This window comes from Polynucleobacter sp. 15G-AUS-farblos (assembly GCF_018882445.1).
In the GTDB taxonomy this organism is placed as follows: domain Bacteria; phylum Pseudomonadota; class Gammaproteobacteria; order Burkholderiales; family Burkholderiaceae; genus Polynucleobacter.
This window is the reverse complement of record NZ_JACVOM010000006.1, coordinates 195222-211746: the sequence shown is the minus strand read 5'-3', so window position 1 is coordinate 211746 and position 16525 is coordinate 195222. Positions and strand designations below refer to the sequence as shown.

The window sequence follows — 16525 nt, the reverse complement described above, 5'->3', positions numbered from 1 at the left end:
AGACACAAAACGTAGCTTTTCATCCATCTTCGTACTTTCATTCCACGGCATAGAGTGGTCCCTCCTATGCCAAAAACTGTAAAGTATGTGTCCGGTATAAAGTGTTAACTATGTGTCGAGTCGTACATGATAAAAAGCCCGAGCAATCGGGCTTTTTTAATGTCCCCTAAAAAACATAGCTATGTCAAAGTCAATAAAAGTGACTCCGATTAAATCCTCTGCCAAGAGCTCCCATAGAAAAGTAGGGCAGGTTGGTGGCTACGCTGAAGTGACTTTGATTGAAGATGTGATGGAGGCCAATAAGCTTGTTGGAGAGCATATTGACTCCTTAACCAGAAGGTCAACGCTAATTCAGGAACATCTAGCGATTTTGCATCCAGAGCTTAGTATTAGAACCATTCGTAGAATCCTCAGTAAAGATATTGAAAAGTTATAAAAATCATGGCTTGATGCTCTAGAGTTATAAATAAAAAAGCCCCAATTAAGGGGCTTTTTAAATTGGACATACTAAGGTTATTTTTTCTTTGGCGTCGTAATGGAAGCTGCCATGGCATCAAAGTAAACTACTTTAACCTGTTCGCCCACTGCGACATCGGCTAATAGAGCAGGGTTCTTTACGGTAACTGTTGTGATATTGCCGCTTGGACCCTTAACAGAAACTAATTTTTTATCACGATCAACACCAACAATATCAGCAATGATCGTAGTTGTATTGGCTATGACTTCAGAAGGTTTCTCATTTGCCTTTGAATTAGTCACGGTATTGGTTTCAACTTTGCTGCGAATCCCTGTGCTCTTTGTTTTGATTAACTCAATAGCCACAGCTGTTTCATAGGTCACGCTGACGCGGTCACCCTTTTTAATTTGGGCAAAGTTAGTGATTTCAGGGCCAGCAACAAACTTTGACTCACCCTCTTTATTTTTAAATGTAATCGTACGAGTTTTGGTATCCACCTTAAGAACCTCGCCCTCATAGAGCTGATAGCGGTTGTCAGTTACAGCGGCATCAATGACCATTGGCTTTGCAGCACTTGAATCAGCTGGTTTTGACTGGGCCATCAATAGACCAGAACCGCCAGCTAGGAAGGTAATGAGGAAGGCGATTTTGCTTAGTTTGATATTCATTGTTTCCTTTTTAATTAATATTTCTATATTAAATATTAGCCCACTTTTAGCATTCATTTGCAGTTTTTGCCCTCGTTTTGACGTGCAAGCGAATTTCAGCCCCTTTGTTATGATCAATATCTTTAGAGGGTAGCCAAAAAAGGATTCAAATGCCTAAATTCGCAGCAAATTTATCTATGCTTTTTACTGAAGTTCCTTTTCTGGAGCGCTTTAAAAATGCGGCAAATGCCGGTTTTAAGGCGGTTGAGTTTCAATCGCCTTATCCCTTCTCAGCTTCTGATATTAAGCAGCAGTTAGATCAATATGATCTGAAGGTTGTTTTACACAACCTACCTGCTGGCGATTGGGATGCCGGCGAAAGAGGTATTGCCTGCTTGCCGGATCGTACTGAAGAATTTCGACTAGGCGTAGCTAAAGCAATTGAATATGCCAAGACTCTTGCTGCCCCTCAAGTTAACTGCTTGGCTGGCATAGCTCCAGCAGGCTTAGATTCGGCCATACTTCGTAAGACCTTTATTTCTAATCTCGAATATGCCTCTGCTGAGTTAAAAAAAGAAAAGATTCGTTTATTGATTGAGCCAATTAATATTTTTGATGTCCCTGGCTTTTATTTATCCAAAACTCAGCAAGCCCTTGATATTATTAATGATGTCGGCTCAGATAATTTATTTGTTCAATACGATATTTACCATGCCCAACGAATGGAGGGTGAACTGGCTAATACTTTGGAGAAGAATCTATCCAAAATTGGACATCTTCAGATAGCTGATAATCCTGGTCGAAATGAACCTGGTACTGGTGAAATTAACTATCGCAATCTTTTTAAGATGATTGATAAGATGGGTTACTCGGGATGGATTGGTTGCGAATACAAGCCTTTAAATAAGACTGAATTGGGCTTGTCTTGGATTCAAGATTTGCAATCGTAAACATTGAAGCTTTAGATACTAGGAACTCAATTTATGCCATCAACCTTAATAGTCTACTTGCATGGTTTTAGATCTTCTCCTAGATCTAGTAAGGCAGTCATGACAGGGGATGCAGTAAGAGCCATATCAACCATAGACAAACCTGTCGAGTGGTATTGTCCTCAATTGTTTGCTTCGCCAAAAATGAGTATCGAAATGGTTATGCAACACATCGATAAGTCTAAAGCAGGCCGTTTGGTCATCATTGGCTCATCTTTAGGTGGTTTTTATACCAATTACTTAGCTGAAAAATACGATTGTAAGGCCGTAGTGCTTAATCCTGCGGTAAGGGCAGCACGTGAGCTGGCACCTCATGTCGGCATGCTTACTGCTTACGATAGCAATGAGCCTTTTGATTTTCGACCTGAATATATTGCTGAGCTTAAAGCTCTGCAGATTGAAAAAATTACTGCCCCAGATCGTTACTTTCTGATAGCCGCAAAAGGGGACGAGCTTTTAGATTGGCGCGAAATGGCAGAATTTTATCCAGGCGCTAATCAGCTCATTCTAGAGGGAAGCGATCATGGCATCTCTGAGTATCAGGACCTGCTTCCAAAAGTCTTGGAATTTATATCTGCCTAGGCGATTGATTGGCAAGCACAACTTCTGTAAGATTGATTTAACAGTCAAGGCCTTCATACTTGATTGAGAAAGGAGAGCTTGTGCTGAGCATTTTAAAGTTAGACGCTGGTGGCATTCCGCAGGGTTGGGTGAATGCTGAAGAGGCAACAAAACACTATGCAGACGATAGCGTCCTCTGGACTCTAGGAGAGCCTATTTTTAAAATGCGTGGTGGTATTTCTAGAATGAGCGGTCAACAATCAATCATAGAATTGCATTCAATCATTGCAATCAATGGCACCTCTAAAATTAATCTGTTTGATGTAGTTCCTGCAATTACTAAGCACAAACTATTCAAGCGTGACCGGGGTCTATGCGCATATTGTGGTGACGCTATTCATGAAAGCCAGGCCGAAGCAGAGCACATTATTCCCAACAGTAAAGGTGGTAAGTACAGTTGGATGAACTTGGTTATTTCCTGCAGGCCCTGCAATCAGCGCAAAGGAAATCGGACGCCAGAAATGGCTGGCATGGGACTTTTATATACACCATATCAGCCGAGCCTCTACGAGGATATGATCCTAAAAGGCCGTCATATTTTGGCAGACCAAATGGACTTCTTAGCCGCTAACCTTCCAAAAAATAGCCGATTGCTTGAGGCTTCATTTGGCATACAACGTTGACGTGGTCTAGATTTAATCCACGCCATATGAAGCCCATATGGATAGTTTCAATTGCCCTAGCTTTATCTTTGTTGGGTCATCTCATTCTTTTCTTTGGCATTCCATTTTTATCTTTCAATTCAGCCCCAGAAGTTTCAGAAGATCTGATTATTAAAACGGAATTGAGACCAGAGCCACCTAAGAAGATTCAGATGGCTAAAGCCCCTACCAAAAAAGTATTGTCATCCAATCAAAGTCAATCTCCAATAGGGGATCCTACTGGAAGTGAGTCAGGCACAGGGCAGGGAGGCGCTACAGATCAAAAAGGCGCTGCTTTTAGACTTCCTGAGTCAGGAATCATTTATTACGATACTTTTGTTGATGGCCAGCAATATCAAACTGGCGAGATTGATTGGATAACGGACGGTACTAACTACCGCCTTTATATAAATATACCTTACGCGTTTGTTGGCCCTTTTGTGTTTGAGTCTAGAGGTACAGTTGACGCTTATGGTCTAGCCCCATCAATCTATTGGACTCAAAGAGGAACCCGTAATCCTCGATATTCTCGATTTGACAGAAATGAAAAGGGCGGAGGGCAGATGTACTTTTCTGAAAAGCCCGAGTTCACTCCTGAAATCATCCCCGGTACGCAAGACCGTTTCAGTCTCATGTTTCAAGTCGCCTCTTTACTTAATGGCGATGACAAGATTGATGAGGTTGGCACTATTAGAGCGATACCAGTTGTCGACTACAACACCCTAGAAATGTGGCAGTTTAAGAGTTACGGAGAAGCTGTTACAGAAGATATACCAAGTCTGGGTAAGACTACCACTAGACACTACGCACTTATGCAACGCGAAAAGGATCCCTATAAGCGTCAAGTAGATATTTGGTTGGCAAAAGATTTAGATTGGCTGCCAGGACGAATCAGATCTCAGGAGTCAAATGGAAGGGTGCTTGAATTAATATTCAAGCAAAAGGCACCAATTAAGTAGTTCTGGTTTCATTGCCATCGATACGGCTCTTATCGATCAAAGAGCTCAACATATTGAAAAGTGCAGCTCCTGACATCGAAGCGGCAAAGATTCCAGTAAAGGCAATGATGATTGGCAGAATTCGCCAGTTCTTATCCAGATCAAATGATCCAAATCCGACTGTGACATACATTTCGCCTGCAAAATAAAATGCTTCAGGATTGCTCACAAAAATATTTAGGGGAATCAAAGCATAAGTCCACATGACGATATCTGTAAAGTGTCCAATCATGACCAGAACAATTGAAATGAAATAGGAAATAACTGCAGCCAATCGGAATGCATGAAAGAATTCTTTCTTCATATGCCGTTTGCTGCTTAACCAATCGATTAGTTTATGAAAACAAATAACCACGAGCATGATGTAGATGCCATGAAATACCAGCATTGCACTTGCAAAGGTAATAATCCAATAAAGTTGGGTATTACCAATGTCATCATTAACTTGGCTTATAAGCTGACCTAAAGTGGGTAAGTAACTTAAGAATTCCATTTATCTTGCTCCTAGGACGCTTGTGTAGGATCTAGATTTCTTATTTGACATAATAATGATTATACGCAATTAATACTAGGATGATTTAGATGTAGGACTGCTCATAGGGCCAGGATATGTTTGCTTGTATAGCTTTGACCATCTTGATCTGAGCCCTTCACTAATAGCCGGCTTATTGTAGATATCTGCAATATCTATGACACTTAAGCCAAGGCCATTGCGCAATTGAAGATTGGCTCCCTTATCTAAAAGTAGTTTTACAAGGAGTTCATTACCTGATTGAGCAGCCATCATTAGAGGCGTTGTACCACCTAGATTAAGCGAATCAACCAAAGCGCCATTGGCAATCAAGTATTGTGCAACCTCTAATTGGCCCTTTGCGCATGCATAATGTAAAGGGGTCCACCCAATATGATCTAGTTGAGCCTTGTTTTTAGAGACTAGGGTTTGGACCAAGGGTAGATCACCATTAATGGAGGCGATCATTAACGGGGTTTCTCCCAGCTTATTGGATAAATCCACATCCATACCCTTGCTGGCCAACAAGACTTCAATTACGCCATAGGATCGATCCTTAACAGCTAAAAGCAGTAATGGATTGCCGCTCTCATCCGTCAAGTTGGGGTTGAAGCCTTGTGCCAGGAATGATCTAACCCCCTTTGCATCATCAAATTTGACTGCTTTTACCAAATCTGTAATTTGACCTGGGGTTTGACTGTTTACCAATGAACTAAGCAACATTCCTATGGTAAAAAGAGTAAGTAAATTCTTAATATTCTTTCTCATATTTATCGCCTATCTATCTGAAAACATTTAAAAAAGTTCTCAGATGTTGTTGCTCCAAGCTCATTTAGAGGTATTTCTTTTAGTGCCGCTATGTATTCGCCTACCTTAGCAACCCAAGCTGGCTCATTCGTTTTTCCTCGATAAGGAATGGGGGCCAAATAAGGGGAATCTGTTTCGATTAGCATTCTATCTATAGGCACCCTTTTACAGGTTTCCTGTAGATCTTTAGCGCTTTTAAAAGTCACGATTCCTGAAAAAGATATGTAAAAACCGAGGTCCATAGCCGCTCTAGCAACCTCATAGCTCTCCGTAAAACAATGCATTACCCCGCCAATTTGCTCTGCACCCTCTTCCTTTAAGATGCGTATCGTATCCTCAGAGGCAGATCGCGTATGGACGATAAGAGGTTTTTTCACTATCTTTGCTGCTCGAATATGGGTTCTAAAACGCTCACGTTGCCATTCTAAGGAGTCATAGCTCCTGTCGCCCATCCTGTAGTAATCAAGACCAGTCTCTCCAATTGCAACAATTTTGGGATGTTTGGCAGCGGTTTCTACTAAAAACTCAAAGCTAGGCTCCGGGGTATCTTCGTAATCGGGATGCACGCCTACCGATGCATAAAGGTGGGGATGATCTTGTGCCAATCTCAGGACGTTTGGAAAGTCCGGCAGGTCAACAGAAACGCATAATGCATGCCCTACCTTGGCAGCCTTCATGTTTGCTAACACCTCTGGAAGGCGGGCTTGGAATTCTGGGAAATCGAGGTGGCAGTGTGAATCAATGAACATATCTGCCATTTTAATCCGCCTTAGACCTCAAATACCTGCTGATATTGAGCAAGCAAGGCTTCAAGCTGCACTCTGGTTGCTAAGGGATGATTCTCATGCCGACGATACTGAAGCAATAGTTTCCAAAACTCTATGAGTTTTGGGACACGCGCCTGCTGAGATAAAGCCTGAAAAGTGCTGATGTGTTTGGGGTAATACCTTGGCATCCCGCCCTGAGCTACTGTTTGTAAATCGGAAGACCAACGTTGCATAGTAGCCAGCAAAAATGAAAATTGAGCCTTATGAATTTTCTCTGAAGTCTCAAGCCACTGAATTCGCCCCCCTTGGGACATGGACTGCAACAATAGACGAGAGGCCTGAATGGCAATACTGAGCTCGTCTTTTTCATCTTTATTGTGTCTAGCAATGAGAGAATCAAGAACTGCATATGGTGCGCCGCCTTGTTCATCGTAAAGAGATTCAACATCTGCCTCATTGAATGTAGCCCCAGCTATATTTGCAATCTGTGAGTGCAACCATTCAACGCCCATAGCTCTATCAGGTCTACCTGCAGATAGAAGACGGCAGCGTGATCTAATAGTTGGAAGTACTCGGTCGAGACGATCAGCCAACAATATAAAAATAGTTTGAGGTGGCGGCTCCTCTAATGACTTCAGTAATGTATTAGCAGAATCATTTCTTAAGGTCTCAAGTGGATAAATCAAAATAACTCGGTTACCCCCACGATGTGACCCAATTGAAAGTGTTTCAATTGCATTTCGGGTTTCTTCAATCGAGATATTTTTCTTTTCCTTCTTTTCAGTTGATTCACCATCAGAATCATCTCGGGAGCTTTTGCTCTTTTTAGGAGAGTCTTCGCTTTCATAATCAGCGTGAGGCAGAAGACTGCGATGAGTTTCAGGGACAAGTGCTGTAAAGTCAGGATGATTTGCAGTATCAAACCAGTGGCAAGCTTCGCATTGATTACAAGGCTTAGATTGAATCTTATTTGGGCCCTCACAAAGCAAGGCCTTGGCTAACTCCACAGCAAATTCAAACTTACCAATTCCAGACTGGCCATGAATTAAGACAGCATTTGGAAAATTCTGCAAATCCAGACTTTCCCATAAGGGCTTAAGCCACGGCGCAATTTGATTTTTTTTGGATTGATAAATTTGATTCATTTAAGGACTGATATCAAGCTCTTTTAAGAGATTCCAAATTGACTCTTGAGTCTGAGTTGCATCAACTAAATAAAAACGTCGTGGATCTTCTGTGGCTCGCCTGAGATACTCTTGACGAACACGTTCAAAAAATTCTAAATCCATCTTTTCAAATTTATCAGGCGCCCGAACCTTAGACCTTCTCGCCTCAGCTACTGAACCAGGCAAATCAAACAATATGGTTAGATCAGGTTGTAAGAGGATGTCCTTCCCCTTACCTTGAACCCAAAACTCTAGTTCATTAAGCTTATTCAGGTTAAGTCCACGCCCTCCCCCTTGATAAGCAAAGCTCGCATCAGTAAATCGATCTGAAATCACAATTTTTCCAGCCTGAAGGGCTGGCTCGATGACCTGTGCAATATGTTCGCGCCGAGCGGCAAACATGAGCAATGCCTCAGTTTCTAGATGCATCGGAGCATCTAACAAAAGCTTTCTTAATTGTTCGCCTAGCGGAGTGCCTCCAGGCTCTCTTGTCATTACCACCTCTCGACTAGGAAAGCGCTCCTGCAATAACTTGCCAAAAGACTCAATGTGTGTGCTTTTACCTGCACCATCAATGCCCTCAAAACTTACAAAATAACCAGGATAAAGTGAGCTCATGGAAAGATTTATTTTTGTTGATTAACTTTGGAAGGAGATTTACGTTGGTATCGATCTACTGCATTTTCATGCTCACTTAGAGTGCTTGAGAAATGGCTACTACCATCACCTTTAGCAACAAAATAGAGTGCGTTGCTTTTTAAAGGATGTAGGGCGGCATAAATGGACTCGCGACTCGGCATAGCTATCGGTGTAGGAGGCAAGCCTTTGTTCATGTAGGTATTGTAAGGATTGTCTCTTCGAAGATCCGCTTTCCGGAGATTGCCGTCAAAACCTGGACCAATTCCATAAATTACCGTGGGATCGGTTTGAAGAGGCATGCCTTTTTGTAGCCTGTTTAGAAATACTGCGGCTACCTTTCCTCGATCTTCTGATTTCCCAGTCTCCTTTTCAATGATAGAAGCCAGTATGAGTAGATCGTATGGGGATTTCAGGGGTAAATTTGGATCCCGTCTCCCCCATTCCTGGTTAAGCGTCTTTTGCATTGCCGACGATGCACGACGGTAAATATTGATGTCCAAATCATCGGGGTCAAAAATATAGGTATCTGGTAAAAATACACCCTCCAATCCAGGGTAATTTAAGTTCAATGTCTGTAAAAGCGCTTTTGAGTTCATACCCTTGGTTTGATGAATTAAGGCAGGATGTGAGTCAATTACACCCCTTAATTGCCAAATAGTCATACCAGGAATAATGGCAAGGCTCTCTCTTACCCTATCCCCGCGGGCGATTTGAAGAAGAATTTTTCCAACACTGGCTCCAGTAGGCAAAAGATAAGTTCCAGGCTTAAGTTTTGTAGCAACAAAAATTGCTCTGGCAGAAAATTGAAAAAAGAAGGGATATGAGCGAATACCCTGTGCATAGACCTGATCAGAAATGCTGGCCAAGCTAGATTGAGGCTTAATTTGAATTTTGTATGTTGGGGCGCCAGGAAAATTCGGCTCGTTTGGTACGGCAGGAAGGAGGAAGATGCTGGCATAAATAAGGCCTATGAGAGCTATCAAGCCGATGAAATACGTCCTCATACGAGGGGATTTAGATTTATTTCGGACAAATAGGTTTCTACTCTGAATTTTTCTGCTCATCAGGCTATGATAAAAGGGTCATGACAAACTACCCTCAAAATAACCCTATCCAAGACAGTACAAGCTTTACAGGCTTGACCTCCTTACCCCAATGGGGATTGATTCTTGTCTCGGGTGAAGATGCTGAATCATTCCTACAGAATCAATTAACGAATTCAGTAGCAGGCCTATCCCCCACCCTCCCTTCTGCTATTGCATATGGAGACCAAAGCGTAAGACTTGTAGGCTATTGCAATGCTAAGGGTCGTTTATTAGCAAGCGCTTGGATTGCCTCATATCAATTGCCTGACTCTGCTGGGCCTTGTTTTGTCTTATTTATAACCAGGGACATAGCAGCAAGTTTTGCCAAACGATTATCAATGTACGTTTTACGCTCAAAAGTTAGCGTTAAGGATGTATCAGATCAGTGGGTTATTTCAGGCCATTACAACGCAACTGAGCCGGCAGCCAATTTAGCATTGAATGCAGATGAACTTGGATTACGTCTTCCCAATGTTTTGATAGATGACATTTCTCAATCTAGGATATTGATAGCGCAAAGGATCGATAACAAGGCTAGAGCATTTATTGAAAAAGATTTTCTATGCTGGAACAATTTAGAGGTACTTAGTGCAATACCTAGAATTGTTTTAGCAACTCAAGAGCAATTTGTTCCTCAAATGATTAACTTTGAATCTGTTGCCGGAATTGATTTTAAGAAGGGCTGCTTTCCAGGACAAGAAATCGTTGCTCGCAGTCAATATCGTGGAGTCATCAAAAGACGCCTACAACTAGCTCATATAGAGGGAACCTTAGATCCCCAATCCTATGCACCAGGAGTTGAATTATTTCACCGAGATGACCCTACCCAACCAGCCGGTATGGTCGTTCTTTCAGCCCCTAGCCCTCAAAATCCCCATTGGGTAGATTTACAGATTGAATGCAAACTGGATGCTCTTGAGCACGGTGAAATTCATCTTGGTACTGGCGAAGGACCTGTGTTAAAAATAGATTCATTACCTTATCCCCTTATAGAAATTTGATCGCCTATGTGTCTTATATTGTTTGCCTGGAAATCACATCCTGACTACCCATTGGTAGTGGCAGCAAATCGCGATGAGTTTTATGAGCGTGATACTGAAGGAATCGCATGGTGGCCTGAGCATCCACACGTGCTCGCCGGTCGTGATCGTGCTGATGTTCTTGGCAGTCCAGGTACTTGGTTAGGCTTTACTAAAACAGGACGTTTTGCTGCACTTACCAATGTCAGAGCCCCAAGCGAAAAAAATCCCGACGCGAGAACACGTGGCGAACTTTCACTGATGTATCTGACCAATGCGGAGCGCCCAAGAGAATTTATTGAGGGCAATGCCAAACGTTTCCAACAATACAACGGCTTTAATTTATTGATGGCGGATTTGAGTGATCCTGAAAATGCTGAGATGCATTGGGTAAGCAACCGCATGATGATGGGGCAAAATATCCGACCACGTAAAGTGTTTCCTGAGCAAGCCCTAGCGCCAGGCGTATATGGCCTTTCAAACGCCATGTTAGATACTCCTTGGCCAAAGGTAAATCATCGGGTTGCTGCCTTTGCTCAAACTCTTGCCATGGATCAGGGTCAATTAAAGAACGCGGATCAATACCTTAAGCTTTTGGCTGATACTCACGTTGCTAGCGATCATGAGCTCCCTAATACAGGCGTCAATCGGGATTGGGAAAAGGCGCTATCTTCTGCATTCATTAAGACTCCATCCTATGGAACCCGCTCAAGCACACTACTGAGAATCAGAAAAGATGGCCACTTTGAAATGGTTGAGCGGCGATTTGACGCAAGCGGAACAGTTGGTCATGATGTGGTTACTGGAGCTCTTAGCGTAGCACCAGGCTCAAATCTCTCGGTATAAAACTAAACCGATCTTTGATCGTCATTTATTACACGTGCACCATCAGCATCACGTGTTGCCAAGCGTTTAATATATTTAAACGTACCAGTCGCCATACAGCAGACTTCGCCCTGATCGTTATAAAGTTTGGCTTCGCAAAAAGCCATTGTTGCAGTACGGCGTACGGTATCAGCCTTAACGCGCAACACCCCATTTGCCGCCTGCATAAAGTTGTTTTTCAGCTCTATAGTAACTACGCTGCGATCTGCGGGATCACCAGATCTGGCTGCAACAGCCATAGCAACATCCATTAGTGTTAATAGAACACCGCCATGAGCTACCTCCCATGTGTTGGTATGCTCAGGTTTTAGGGCTAATAATATTTCTCCCTTGCCCATTTCTGCACTTAGGCAACGAACACCTAAAAGCTTCAAAAATGGGACGTTCAACTCCTCGCCTAGATTGGCAAGCTGTTTGTGTGCATTGATCTGGACTTGTTTATTCATAGGGTAATTCTAGTGTCTTAAACACGGATTGGGAATTCCACCTAGAATAGTCTCATATGGCTTTTAACCTCAGTGGCGACGACGTTTGCCAGGCTACATTACCCACCCCTATTCCCAATCCTTATTGGGTGGCATTTTCATCGACCGCCGCAAAGCTGGTTGATATTCCACTCAATAGTTCTGGTTTGCCCGAAGATCCTGCCTGGCTTGAAGTATTAGCCGGAAATCAACTCAATACCTCCCAGGAGTCATTTACAAATCCAATTGCAACCGCCTATAGTGGCCACCAATTTGGTGTTTGGGCTGGTCAATTGGGCGATGGCAGAGCTATTCTCTTGGGAGACATAGCGGGACAGGAATTGCAGCTAAAAGGCGCCGGTAAGACCCATTACTCACGCATGGGTGATGGGCGAGCCGTATTGCGCTCTTCTATTAGAGAGTTTTTATGTAGCGAAGCAATGTATCACCTTGGGATAGCAACCACTAGAGCATTATCCGTTGTGGGGTCAAAGAAGCCAGTTCTCAGAGAAACACTAGAGACTGCGGCAGTTTGCTCACGCTTGGCGCCTAGCTTTATACGTATTGGCCATTTTGAGCACTACAGCTCCCTTCAAAATGTCGCCAGACTCAAAGAATTAGCTGATCTTTTGATTCACCAACATTACCCTAGCTGCGTATGTGTAAAAGAGCCTTACTTAGAGTTGTTCAAAAATATTTCTGAACGGAATGCGATATTAGTTGCTCAATGGCAAGCCGTTGGTTTTTGCCATGGAGTTTTAAATAGTGACAATATTAGTGCTCTAGGTCTCACAATTGACTATGGACCATATGGCTTTTTAGATCACTTCCAAATAGACCATATATGTAATCACAGTGACCAAGGTGGGAGGTACGCATATCATCGCCAACCCCAAATCATGTACTGGAATATGGCATGTCTAGCTAGCGCTCTCCTCCCGCTTTTGGAATTGCATCTAAGCGAAAAAGAATCGCAAGATATGATGCGGTCGGCTCTAGAAGAATTTCCCGTAATTTATGCTCAGACCTGGCAAAAATTGTTCAGGGCAAAGCTGGGGCTTCAACAGACTTTAGATGAGGATATACCGCTTTTAGAGACTCTTTTACAAGCTATGCATGATTCTAGAGTCGACTTTACATCGTTCTTTAGAGCCCTAAGTACAGTGGACTCAAATTCAAAACTGGAAGATATTTCAATGCGCGATGATTTTATTGATCGCCCAGCCATTGATCAGTGGTTTGAAAGCTATATATCACGTATAAAAGTAGAAAATATTAGCGATGATGAACGTAGCTCTCGGATGAATCGGGTAAACCCAAAATTTATTCTACGCAATCATTTAGCACAATATGCGATCGAGCGAGCCCAGCAAGACGATTTTTCTGAAATTGAAAAACTCATGCATATTTTTTCCTTACCTTATGAAGATCAACCAGAAAATGAGGGATATGCTAAACCTCCACCCCCTGGCATTAATCCAATTGAAGTAAGTTGCTCATCCTAAACTGACCAATCCACCCAATATTATTTATCCCATGAAAAAAACTGATCAAGAATACAAAGCGGCCTTAAGCGACATTGAATATAAAGTGACCCGTGAAGCAGCTACAGAGCGACCATTTTCTGGAAAGTATTGGGATCATTGGGATCAAGGTCAATATAAATGCGTTTGCTGCGGAACCCCGCTCTTTTTATCCCAAACCAAATTTGATGCTGGTTGTGGCTGGCCTAGTTATAACGCCCCAGAAAGAGAAGCCGCCATTAAAGAAGTTAAAGATACCACTCACGGCATGATTCGAACGGAAGTTCGATGCGCAAACTGTGATGCCCATTTGGGGCATGTATTTGAGGATGGGCCTGCTCCAACTGGTCTTCGTTATTGCATTAATTCAGCATCACTGAGCTTTGAGCCAAGCAATAATGCTGAGATTAATACCAAAGACCAATAAGCAAATAGCTGGATAATCCATACATGAAATTTCTATTTGACCTATTTCCCATTATTTTATTTTTTATCGCCTTTAAATTTGGTGATATCTATACTGCCACTATAGTAGCCATGGTGGCCACCATCGGACAGATTCTCTGGGTCTACTACCGCCACCGTAAGATTGATGCCATGCAGTGGGTTAGCTTGGTCATGATCTTAGTGTTTGGCAGTCTCACAATTTTCCTTCATGACAAAACATTTATCCAACTAAAGCCTACGGCCCTCTATTGGCTTTTCGCAGCCGTGCTATTTATTAGCTCAGAGTTTTTTAAGAAAAATTGGATACAGGTCCTCATGGGAAAGCAAGTGACCCTCAGAGCAGAGCGAGCCCACTCTGTCTGGATGACACTAAACCGGGCTTGGTCAGCTTTCTTCTTTTTTATGGGCGCCTTAAATCTCTACATTGCTTTTGAATACTCAGAAGAAACTTGGGTCAATTTCAAACTATTTGGCAGCACTGGACTTTTGGTTGTGTTTGTCATTCTTCAAGGAATCTGGTTAAGTCGTCACATGGAACAACCTGAAGCATGAGCATTAACCAGAAGCGTATCGCCCTTTTCGAACAAGATCTTCAAAAGGCCTTCGAACTTAAACATCTCTTGATTGAGGATGAGAGCCATCTTCATGCTGGTCACGCTGGATCTGCCACGGGCGGCGGTCACTTTAAGGTAACCATTGTGTCGCCTGAATTTGCAGGTCTGAACCTGGTTGCGCGCCACCGAGCTATTTATAAGGCTCTAAACACGCACTTTCCGCATGAAATTCATGCTCTTACGATCCTGGCTCACACTCCAGACGAATTTTGGCCTTGATAGTGTTTTAATATAGGCCGATCTAGCTATTATTTGACCAACTTTTTTATAAATCCCATTCCATGCTTACAGTACGCCACCTCATTTCTATCAGCTTTTTGAGCGCAACCCTCCTCTCTGGCGCTATTCATGCCCAGAATGCAGCCATCGTGAATGGCAAAGCAATACCCAAAGCCCAATTAGATAAATTAGTACAAAAATCCAAACAAGCGGATAACCCACAAGTTCGCGATCAAGCACGTGAGATGCTGGTAACCCGCGAGCTTATTTTGCAAGAAGCCGATAAGCGCGGTGTGATTCAAAAAGAATCCGTTCGTGATCAACTCGAGCAATCGCGTATGGGCGTTTTAGTTGCTGCCGTATTTGAGGATTACGTAGAAAAGGAAGGCGTTGCAGATGCGGATCTTAAAGCGGCTTATGACTCAGTCAAAACGCAATACACTGGCAAGGAATACCGAGTTGAGCATATTTTGGTAGAGAAGGAAGCTGATGCCAAAGCGCTCATTGCTCAGATCAAGGGTGGCGCAAACTTTGAAGAGATTGCAAAATCAAAATCTAAAGATCCTGGCTCCGCTCCAAATGGCGGTGACCTAGGTTATGTATCTGATAATGCGCTTGTTCCTGAGTTTTCTAAAGCGATGGTACAGCTTAAAAACGGTCAGATTACGGATAAGCCTGTGAAATCTCAATTTGGCTGGCATATCATCAAAATGGTTGATGTTCGTGATGTAAAGCCACCAAGCATGGATGAAATTAAAGATCAGCTTAAGCAAATGATCATGTCTGATCAAAATTGGCAAAAAGCGAAGTTTGCAGAAATGATGCAGAAGTTCCGCGCCAAAGCAAAAATTCAATAAAGATTGTTTACTGCCTAGCGGGATAGCTTAGAGGTCTTAACTTCTGAATCGCCATTCCCGCTAATCCGCATGCAAAAGCGGAGACAATAAATACATCCCTTGGCTGAGAACTTTCCCAGATCCAGCCAGCAAATAAACCACCCAAAGTGCCACCAAACCCATAGGATACGGTTGCCATTAAAGCCTGACCACGCGCTTGTAGTGGGCCTGTAAACCATCGCTGTAGGAGTTTAGTTGCCGCGCTATGATGTGCTGCAAAAGTACCGGCATGCATCACTTGAGCAACGATTAAGATAGATGTGATGGGCAAAAAGGCCATCAATGCGAAACGAATGACCCCGATTCCAAAAGATGCTTGTAGTACTACCTCTGGATCCACCCTACTGAGTACTTTACTTTGGTAATAAAAAAAGATGACCTCGGCAAAAACACCCAAGGCCCAAAACAATCCAATCTGCAATTTGTTGTAACCTAAATCTGATAGATATAAGGAATAAAAAACATAAAGTGCAGCATGAGCAAATTGCATAAAAAAGCCTGATAGCAAAAACCAACGGACATCAGGATTTAGCAATACCCTCCAAAACTCACCACGCACCATCTTGCGTCGCTCCATCTTAGGCTCATGCAAGAAAAAGGTAATCAGAGCTAATGCAAGTAAGACAAAGCTACCAACTATTGGATACATCTCAATATTGGTGCGCTGAAATAACTCCCCAGCAAACAGCACCATCGCAATAAAACCAATAGAACCCCATAGTCGCAAACGACCATAACGCTTGTCAAAGGAGTTATCTTTAAATAATGCATGGACGGTTGCCGATTCACCCAAGGGCATTAGGCTACTTAAGATGGTGTGTAAGACAAACATCCAGATGAAGAAGCCGATATAACTGTGCAAGAAATAAATCGCGCTAAAAACAAGTGCGGTAAGACAGGCGCAAAAACGAATAATGCCGATTCGATTGGAAAGGTAATCAGAAAGCCAACCCCATGAAAATGGCCCCACTATTCGCGTAATTTGCAGCATTGACATCAGCACTGCGATTTCGATTACCGTAAATCCCCGGTCCAAGAAAAATAAGCTGGCATAGGGAGAAACAAGGCCAACATAAGCAAAGTACAAAAAGAAAAAGGACCCGAAGGCCCATCGAACCAGTGGCGTCATT

General features: G+C 42.8%; 21 protein-coding genes. 12 read left to right on the top strand and 9 right to left on the bottom strand.

What is annotated here, in order from left to right; genetic code table 11:
- Nucleotides 1–181 precede the first annotated feature (181 nt).
- Nucleotides 182–436, top strand: coding sequence for a hypothetical protein (locus ICN41_RS10985; protein WP_216292957.1), 255 nt, complete (start codon nt 182–184; stop codon nt 434–436).
- 77 nt (nt 437–513) lie between these two features.
- Here the strand turns inward: ICN41_RS10985 and ICN41_RS10980 are convergent, their stop codons facing one another.
- Nucleotides 514–1125: a hypothetical protein gene (locus ICN41_RS10980; RefSeq protein ID WP_216292956.1), complete on the bottom strand. Its 612-nt coding sequence runs from the start codon at nt 1123–1125 to the stop codon at nt 514–516.
- A gap of 149 nt (nt 1126–1274) precedes the next feature.
- Here ICN41_RS10980 and hyi point away from each other — a divergent pair, with 149 nt between their 5' ends.
- From hyi to ICN41_RS10960, 4 genes are all read left to right on the top strand, one after another.
- Nucleotides 1275–2054 (top strand): hydroxypyruvate isomerase, encoded by a 780-nt coding sequence (gene hyi, locus ICN41_RS10975; protein ID WP_216292955.1) that lies wholly within the window; start codon nt 1275–1277, stop codon nt 2052–2054.
- A gap of 33 nt (nt 2055–2087) precedes the next feature.
- On the top strand, nt 2088–2675 hold the full coding sequence (locus ICN41_RS10970; protein ID WP_216292954.1) for a YqiA/YcfP family alpha/beta fold hydrolase: 588 nt from the start codon (nt 2088–2090) through the stop codon (nt 2673–2675).
- Between the two features lie 80 nt (nt 2676–2755).
- Nucleotides 2756–3337: an HNH endonuclease gene (locus ICN41_RS10965; protein ID WP_370629130.1), complete on the top strand. Its 582-nt coding sequence runs from the start codon at nt 2756–2758 to the stop codon at nt 3335–3337.
- A gap of 26 nt (nt 3338–3363) precedes the next feature.
- The gene (locus tag ICN41_RS10960; RefSeq protein ID WP_216292953.1) at nt 3364–4314 is read left to right on the top strand and encodes a DUF3108 domain-containing protein; all 951 of its coding nucleotides are present in this window, start codon (nt 3364–3366) and stop codon (nt 4312–4314) included.
- Here ICN41_RS10960 and ICN41_RS10955 read toward each other — a convergent pair.
- The 6 genes from ICN41_RS10955 to mltG all read right to left on the bottom strand — a co-directional run bounded on the left by ICN41_RS10955 (nt 4307) and on the right by mltG (nt 9307).
- Entirely contained in the window at nt 4307–4846 is a 540-nt protein-coding gene (locus tag ICN41_RS10955; RefSeq protein ID WP_216292952.1) for an ion channel, read from the bottom strand. The genes ICN41_RS10960 and ICN41_RS10955 overlap by 8 nt on opposite strands.
- A 75-nt stretch (nt 4847–4921) precedes the next feature.
- Nucleotides 4922–5632, bottom strand: a complete 711-nt coding sequence (locus tag ICN41_RS10950; protein WP_216292951.1) for an ankyrin repeat domain-containing protein — start codon at nt 5630–5632, stop codon at nt 4922–4924.
- Nucleotides 5633–5634: 2 nt separating this feature from the next.
- On the bottom strand, nt 5635–6420 hold the full coding sequence (locus ICN41_RS10945; protein WP_216292973.1) for a TatD family hydrolase: 786 nt from the start codon (nt 6418–6420) through the stop codon (nt 5635–5637).
- Nucleotides 6421–6440: 20 nt separating this feature from the next.
- The gene (locus ICN41_RS10940; protein WP_216292950.1) at nt 6441–7583 is read right to left on the bottom strand and encodes a DNA polymerase III subunit delta'; all 1143 of its coding nucleotides are present in this window, start codon (nt 7581–7583) and stop codon (nt 6441–6443) included.
- Complete coding sequence (gene tmk / locus ICN41_RS10935; RefSeq protein ID WP_216292949.1) at nt 7584–8222, bottom strand: dTMP kinase; 639 nt, start codon at nt 8220–8222, stop codon at nt 7584–7586.
- A gap of 8 nt (nt 8223–8230) precedes the next feature.
- Nucleotides 8231–9307 (bottom strand): endolytic transglycosylase MltG, encoded by a 1077-nt coding sequence (mltG, locus tag ICN41_RS10930; protein ID WP_216292948.1) that lies wholly within the window; start codon nt 9305–9307, stop codon nt 8231–8233.
- Nucleotides 9308–9327: 20 nt separating this feature from the next.
- Between mltG and ICN41_RS10925 the strand changes: the two genes are divergently transcribed.
- Together ICN41_RS10925 and ICN41_RS10920 are read left to right on the top strand one after the other, a co-directional pair.
- The gene (locus ICN41_RS10925) at nt 9328–10329 is read left to right on the top strand and encodes a folate-binding protein YgfZ (RefSeq protein ID WP_216292947.1); all 1002 of its coding nucleotides are present in this window, start codon (nt 9328–9330) and stop codon (nt 10327–10329) included.
- Between the two features lie 6 nt (nt 10330–10335).
- Nucleotides 10336–11193 (top strand): NRDE family protein, encoded by an 858-nt coding sequence (locus tag ICN41_RS10920; RefSeq protein WP_216292946.1) that lies wholly within the window; start codon nt 10336–10338, stop codon nt 11191–11193.
- 2 nt (nt 11194–11195) lie between these two features.
- Here the strand turns inward: ICN41_RS10920 and ICN41_RS10915 are convergent, their stop codons facing one another.
- Entirely contained in the window at nt 11196–11678 is a 483-nt protein-coding gene (locus ICN41_RS10915) for a PaaI family thioesterase (RefSeq protein WP_216292945.1), read from the bottom strand.
- A 56-nt stretch (nt 11679–11734) separates the two neighbouring features.
- Between ICN41_RS10915 and ICN41_RS10910 the strand changes: the two genes are divergently transcribed.
- The 5 genes from ICN41_RS10910 (at nt 11735) to ICN41_RS10890 (ending at nt 15356) form a co-directional block, all read left to right on the top strand.
- Nucleotides 11735–13201, top strand: coding sequence for a YdiU family protein (locus ICN41_RS10910; RefSeq protein ID WP_216292944.1), 1467 nt, complete (start codon nt 11735–11737; stop codon nt 13199–13201).
- 31 nt (nt 13202–13232) lie between these two features.
- Complete coding sequence (gene msrB / locus ICN41_RS10905) at nt 13233–13646, top strand: peptide-methionine (R)-S-oxide reductase MsrB (protein WP_216292943.1); 414 nt, start codon at nt 13233–13235, stop codon at nt 13644–13646.
- Nucleotides 13647–13669: 23 nt separating this feature from the next.
- Nucleotides 13670–14218 carry a septation protein A gene (locus tag ICN41_RS10900; RefSeq protein WP_216292942.1) on the top strand — a complete coding sequence of 183 codons (549 nt, stop codon included), beginning with the start codon at nt 13670–13672 and terminating at the stop codon, nt 14216–14218.
- Complete coding sequence (locus ICN41_RS10895; protein WP_216292941.1) at nt 14215–14499, top strand: BolA family transcriptional regulator; 285 nt, start codon at nt 14215–14217, stop codon at nt 14497–14499. Before ICN41_RS10900 ends, ICN41_RS10895 begins: the two co-directional genes overlap by 4 nt.
- Before the next feature lie 62 nt (nt 14500–14561).
- Entirely contained in the window at nt 14562–15356 is a 795-nt protein-coding gene (locus ICN41_RS10890; protein ID WP_216292940.1) for a peptidylprolyl isomerase, read from the top strand.
- A 7-nt stretch (nt 15357–15363) separates the two neighbouring features.
- Here the strand turns inward: ICN41_RS10890 and ICN41_RS10885 are convergent, their stop codons facing one another.
- On the bottom strand, nt 15364–16524 hold the full coding sequence (locus tag ICN41_RS10885) for an MFS transporter (protein ID WP_216292939.1): 1161 nt from the start codon (nt 16522–16524) through the stop codon (nt 15364–15366).
- Nucleotide 16525 lies beyond the last annotated feature (1 nt).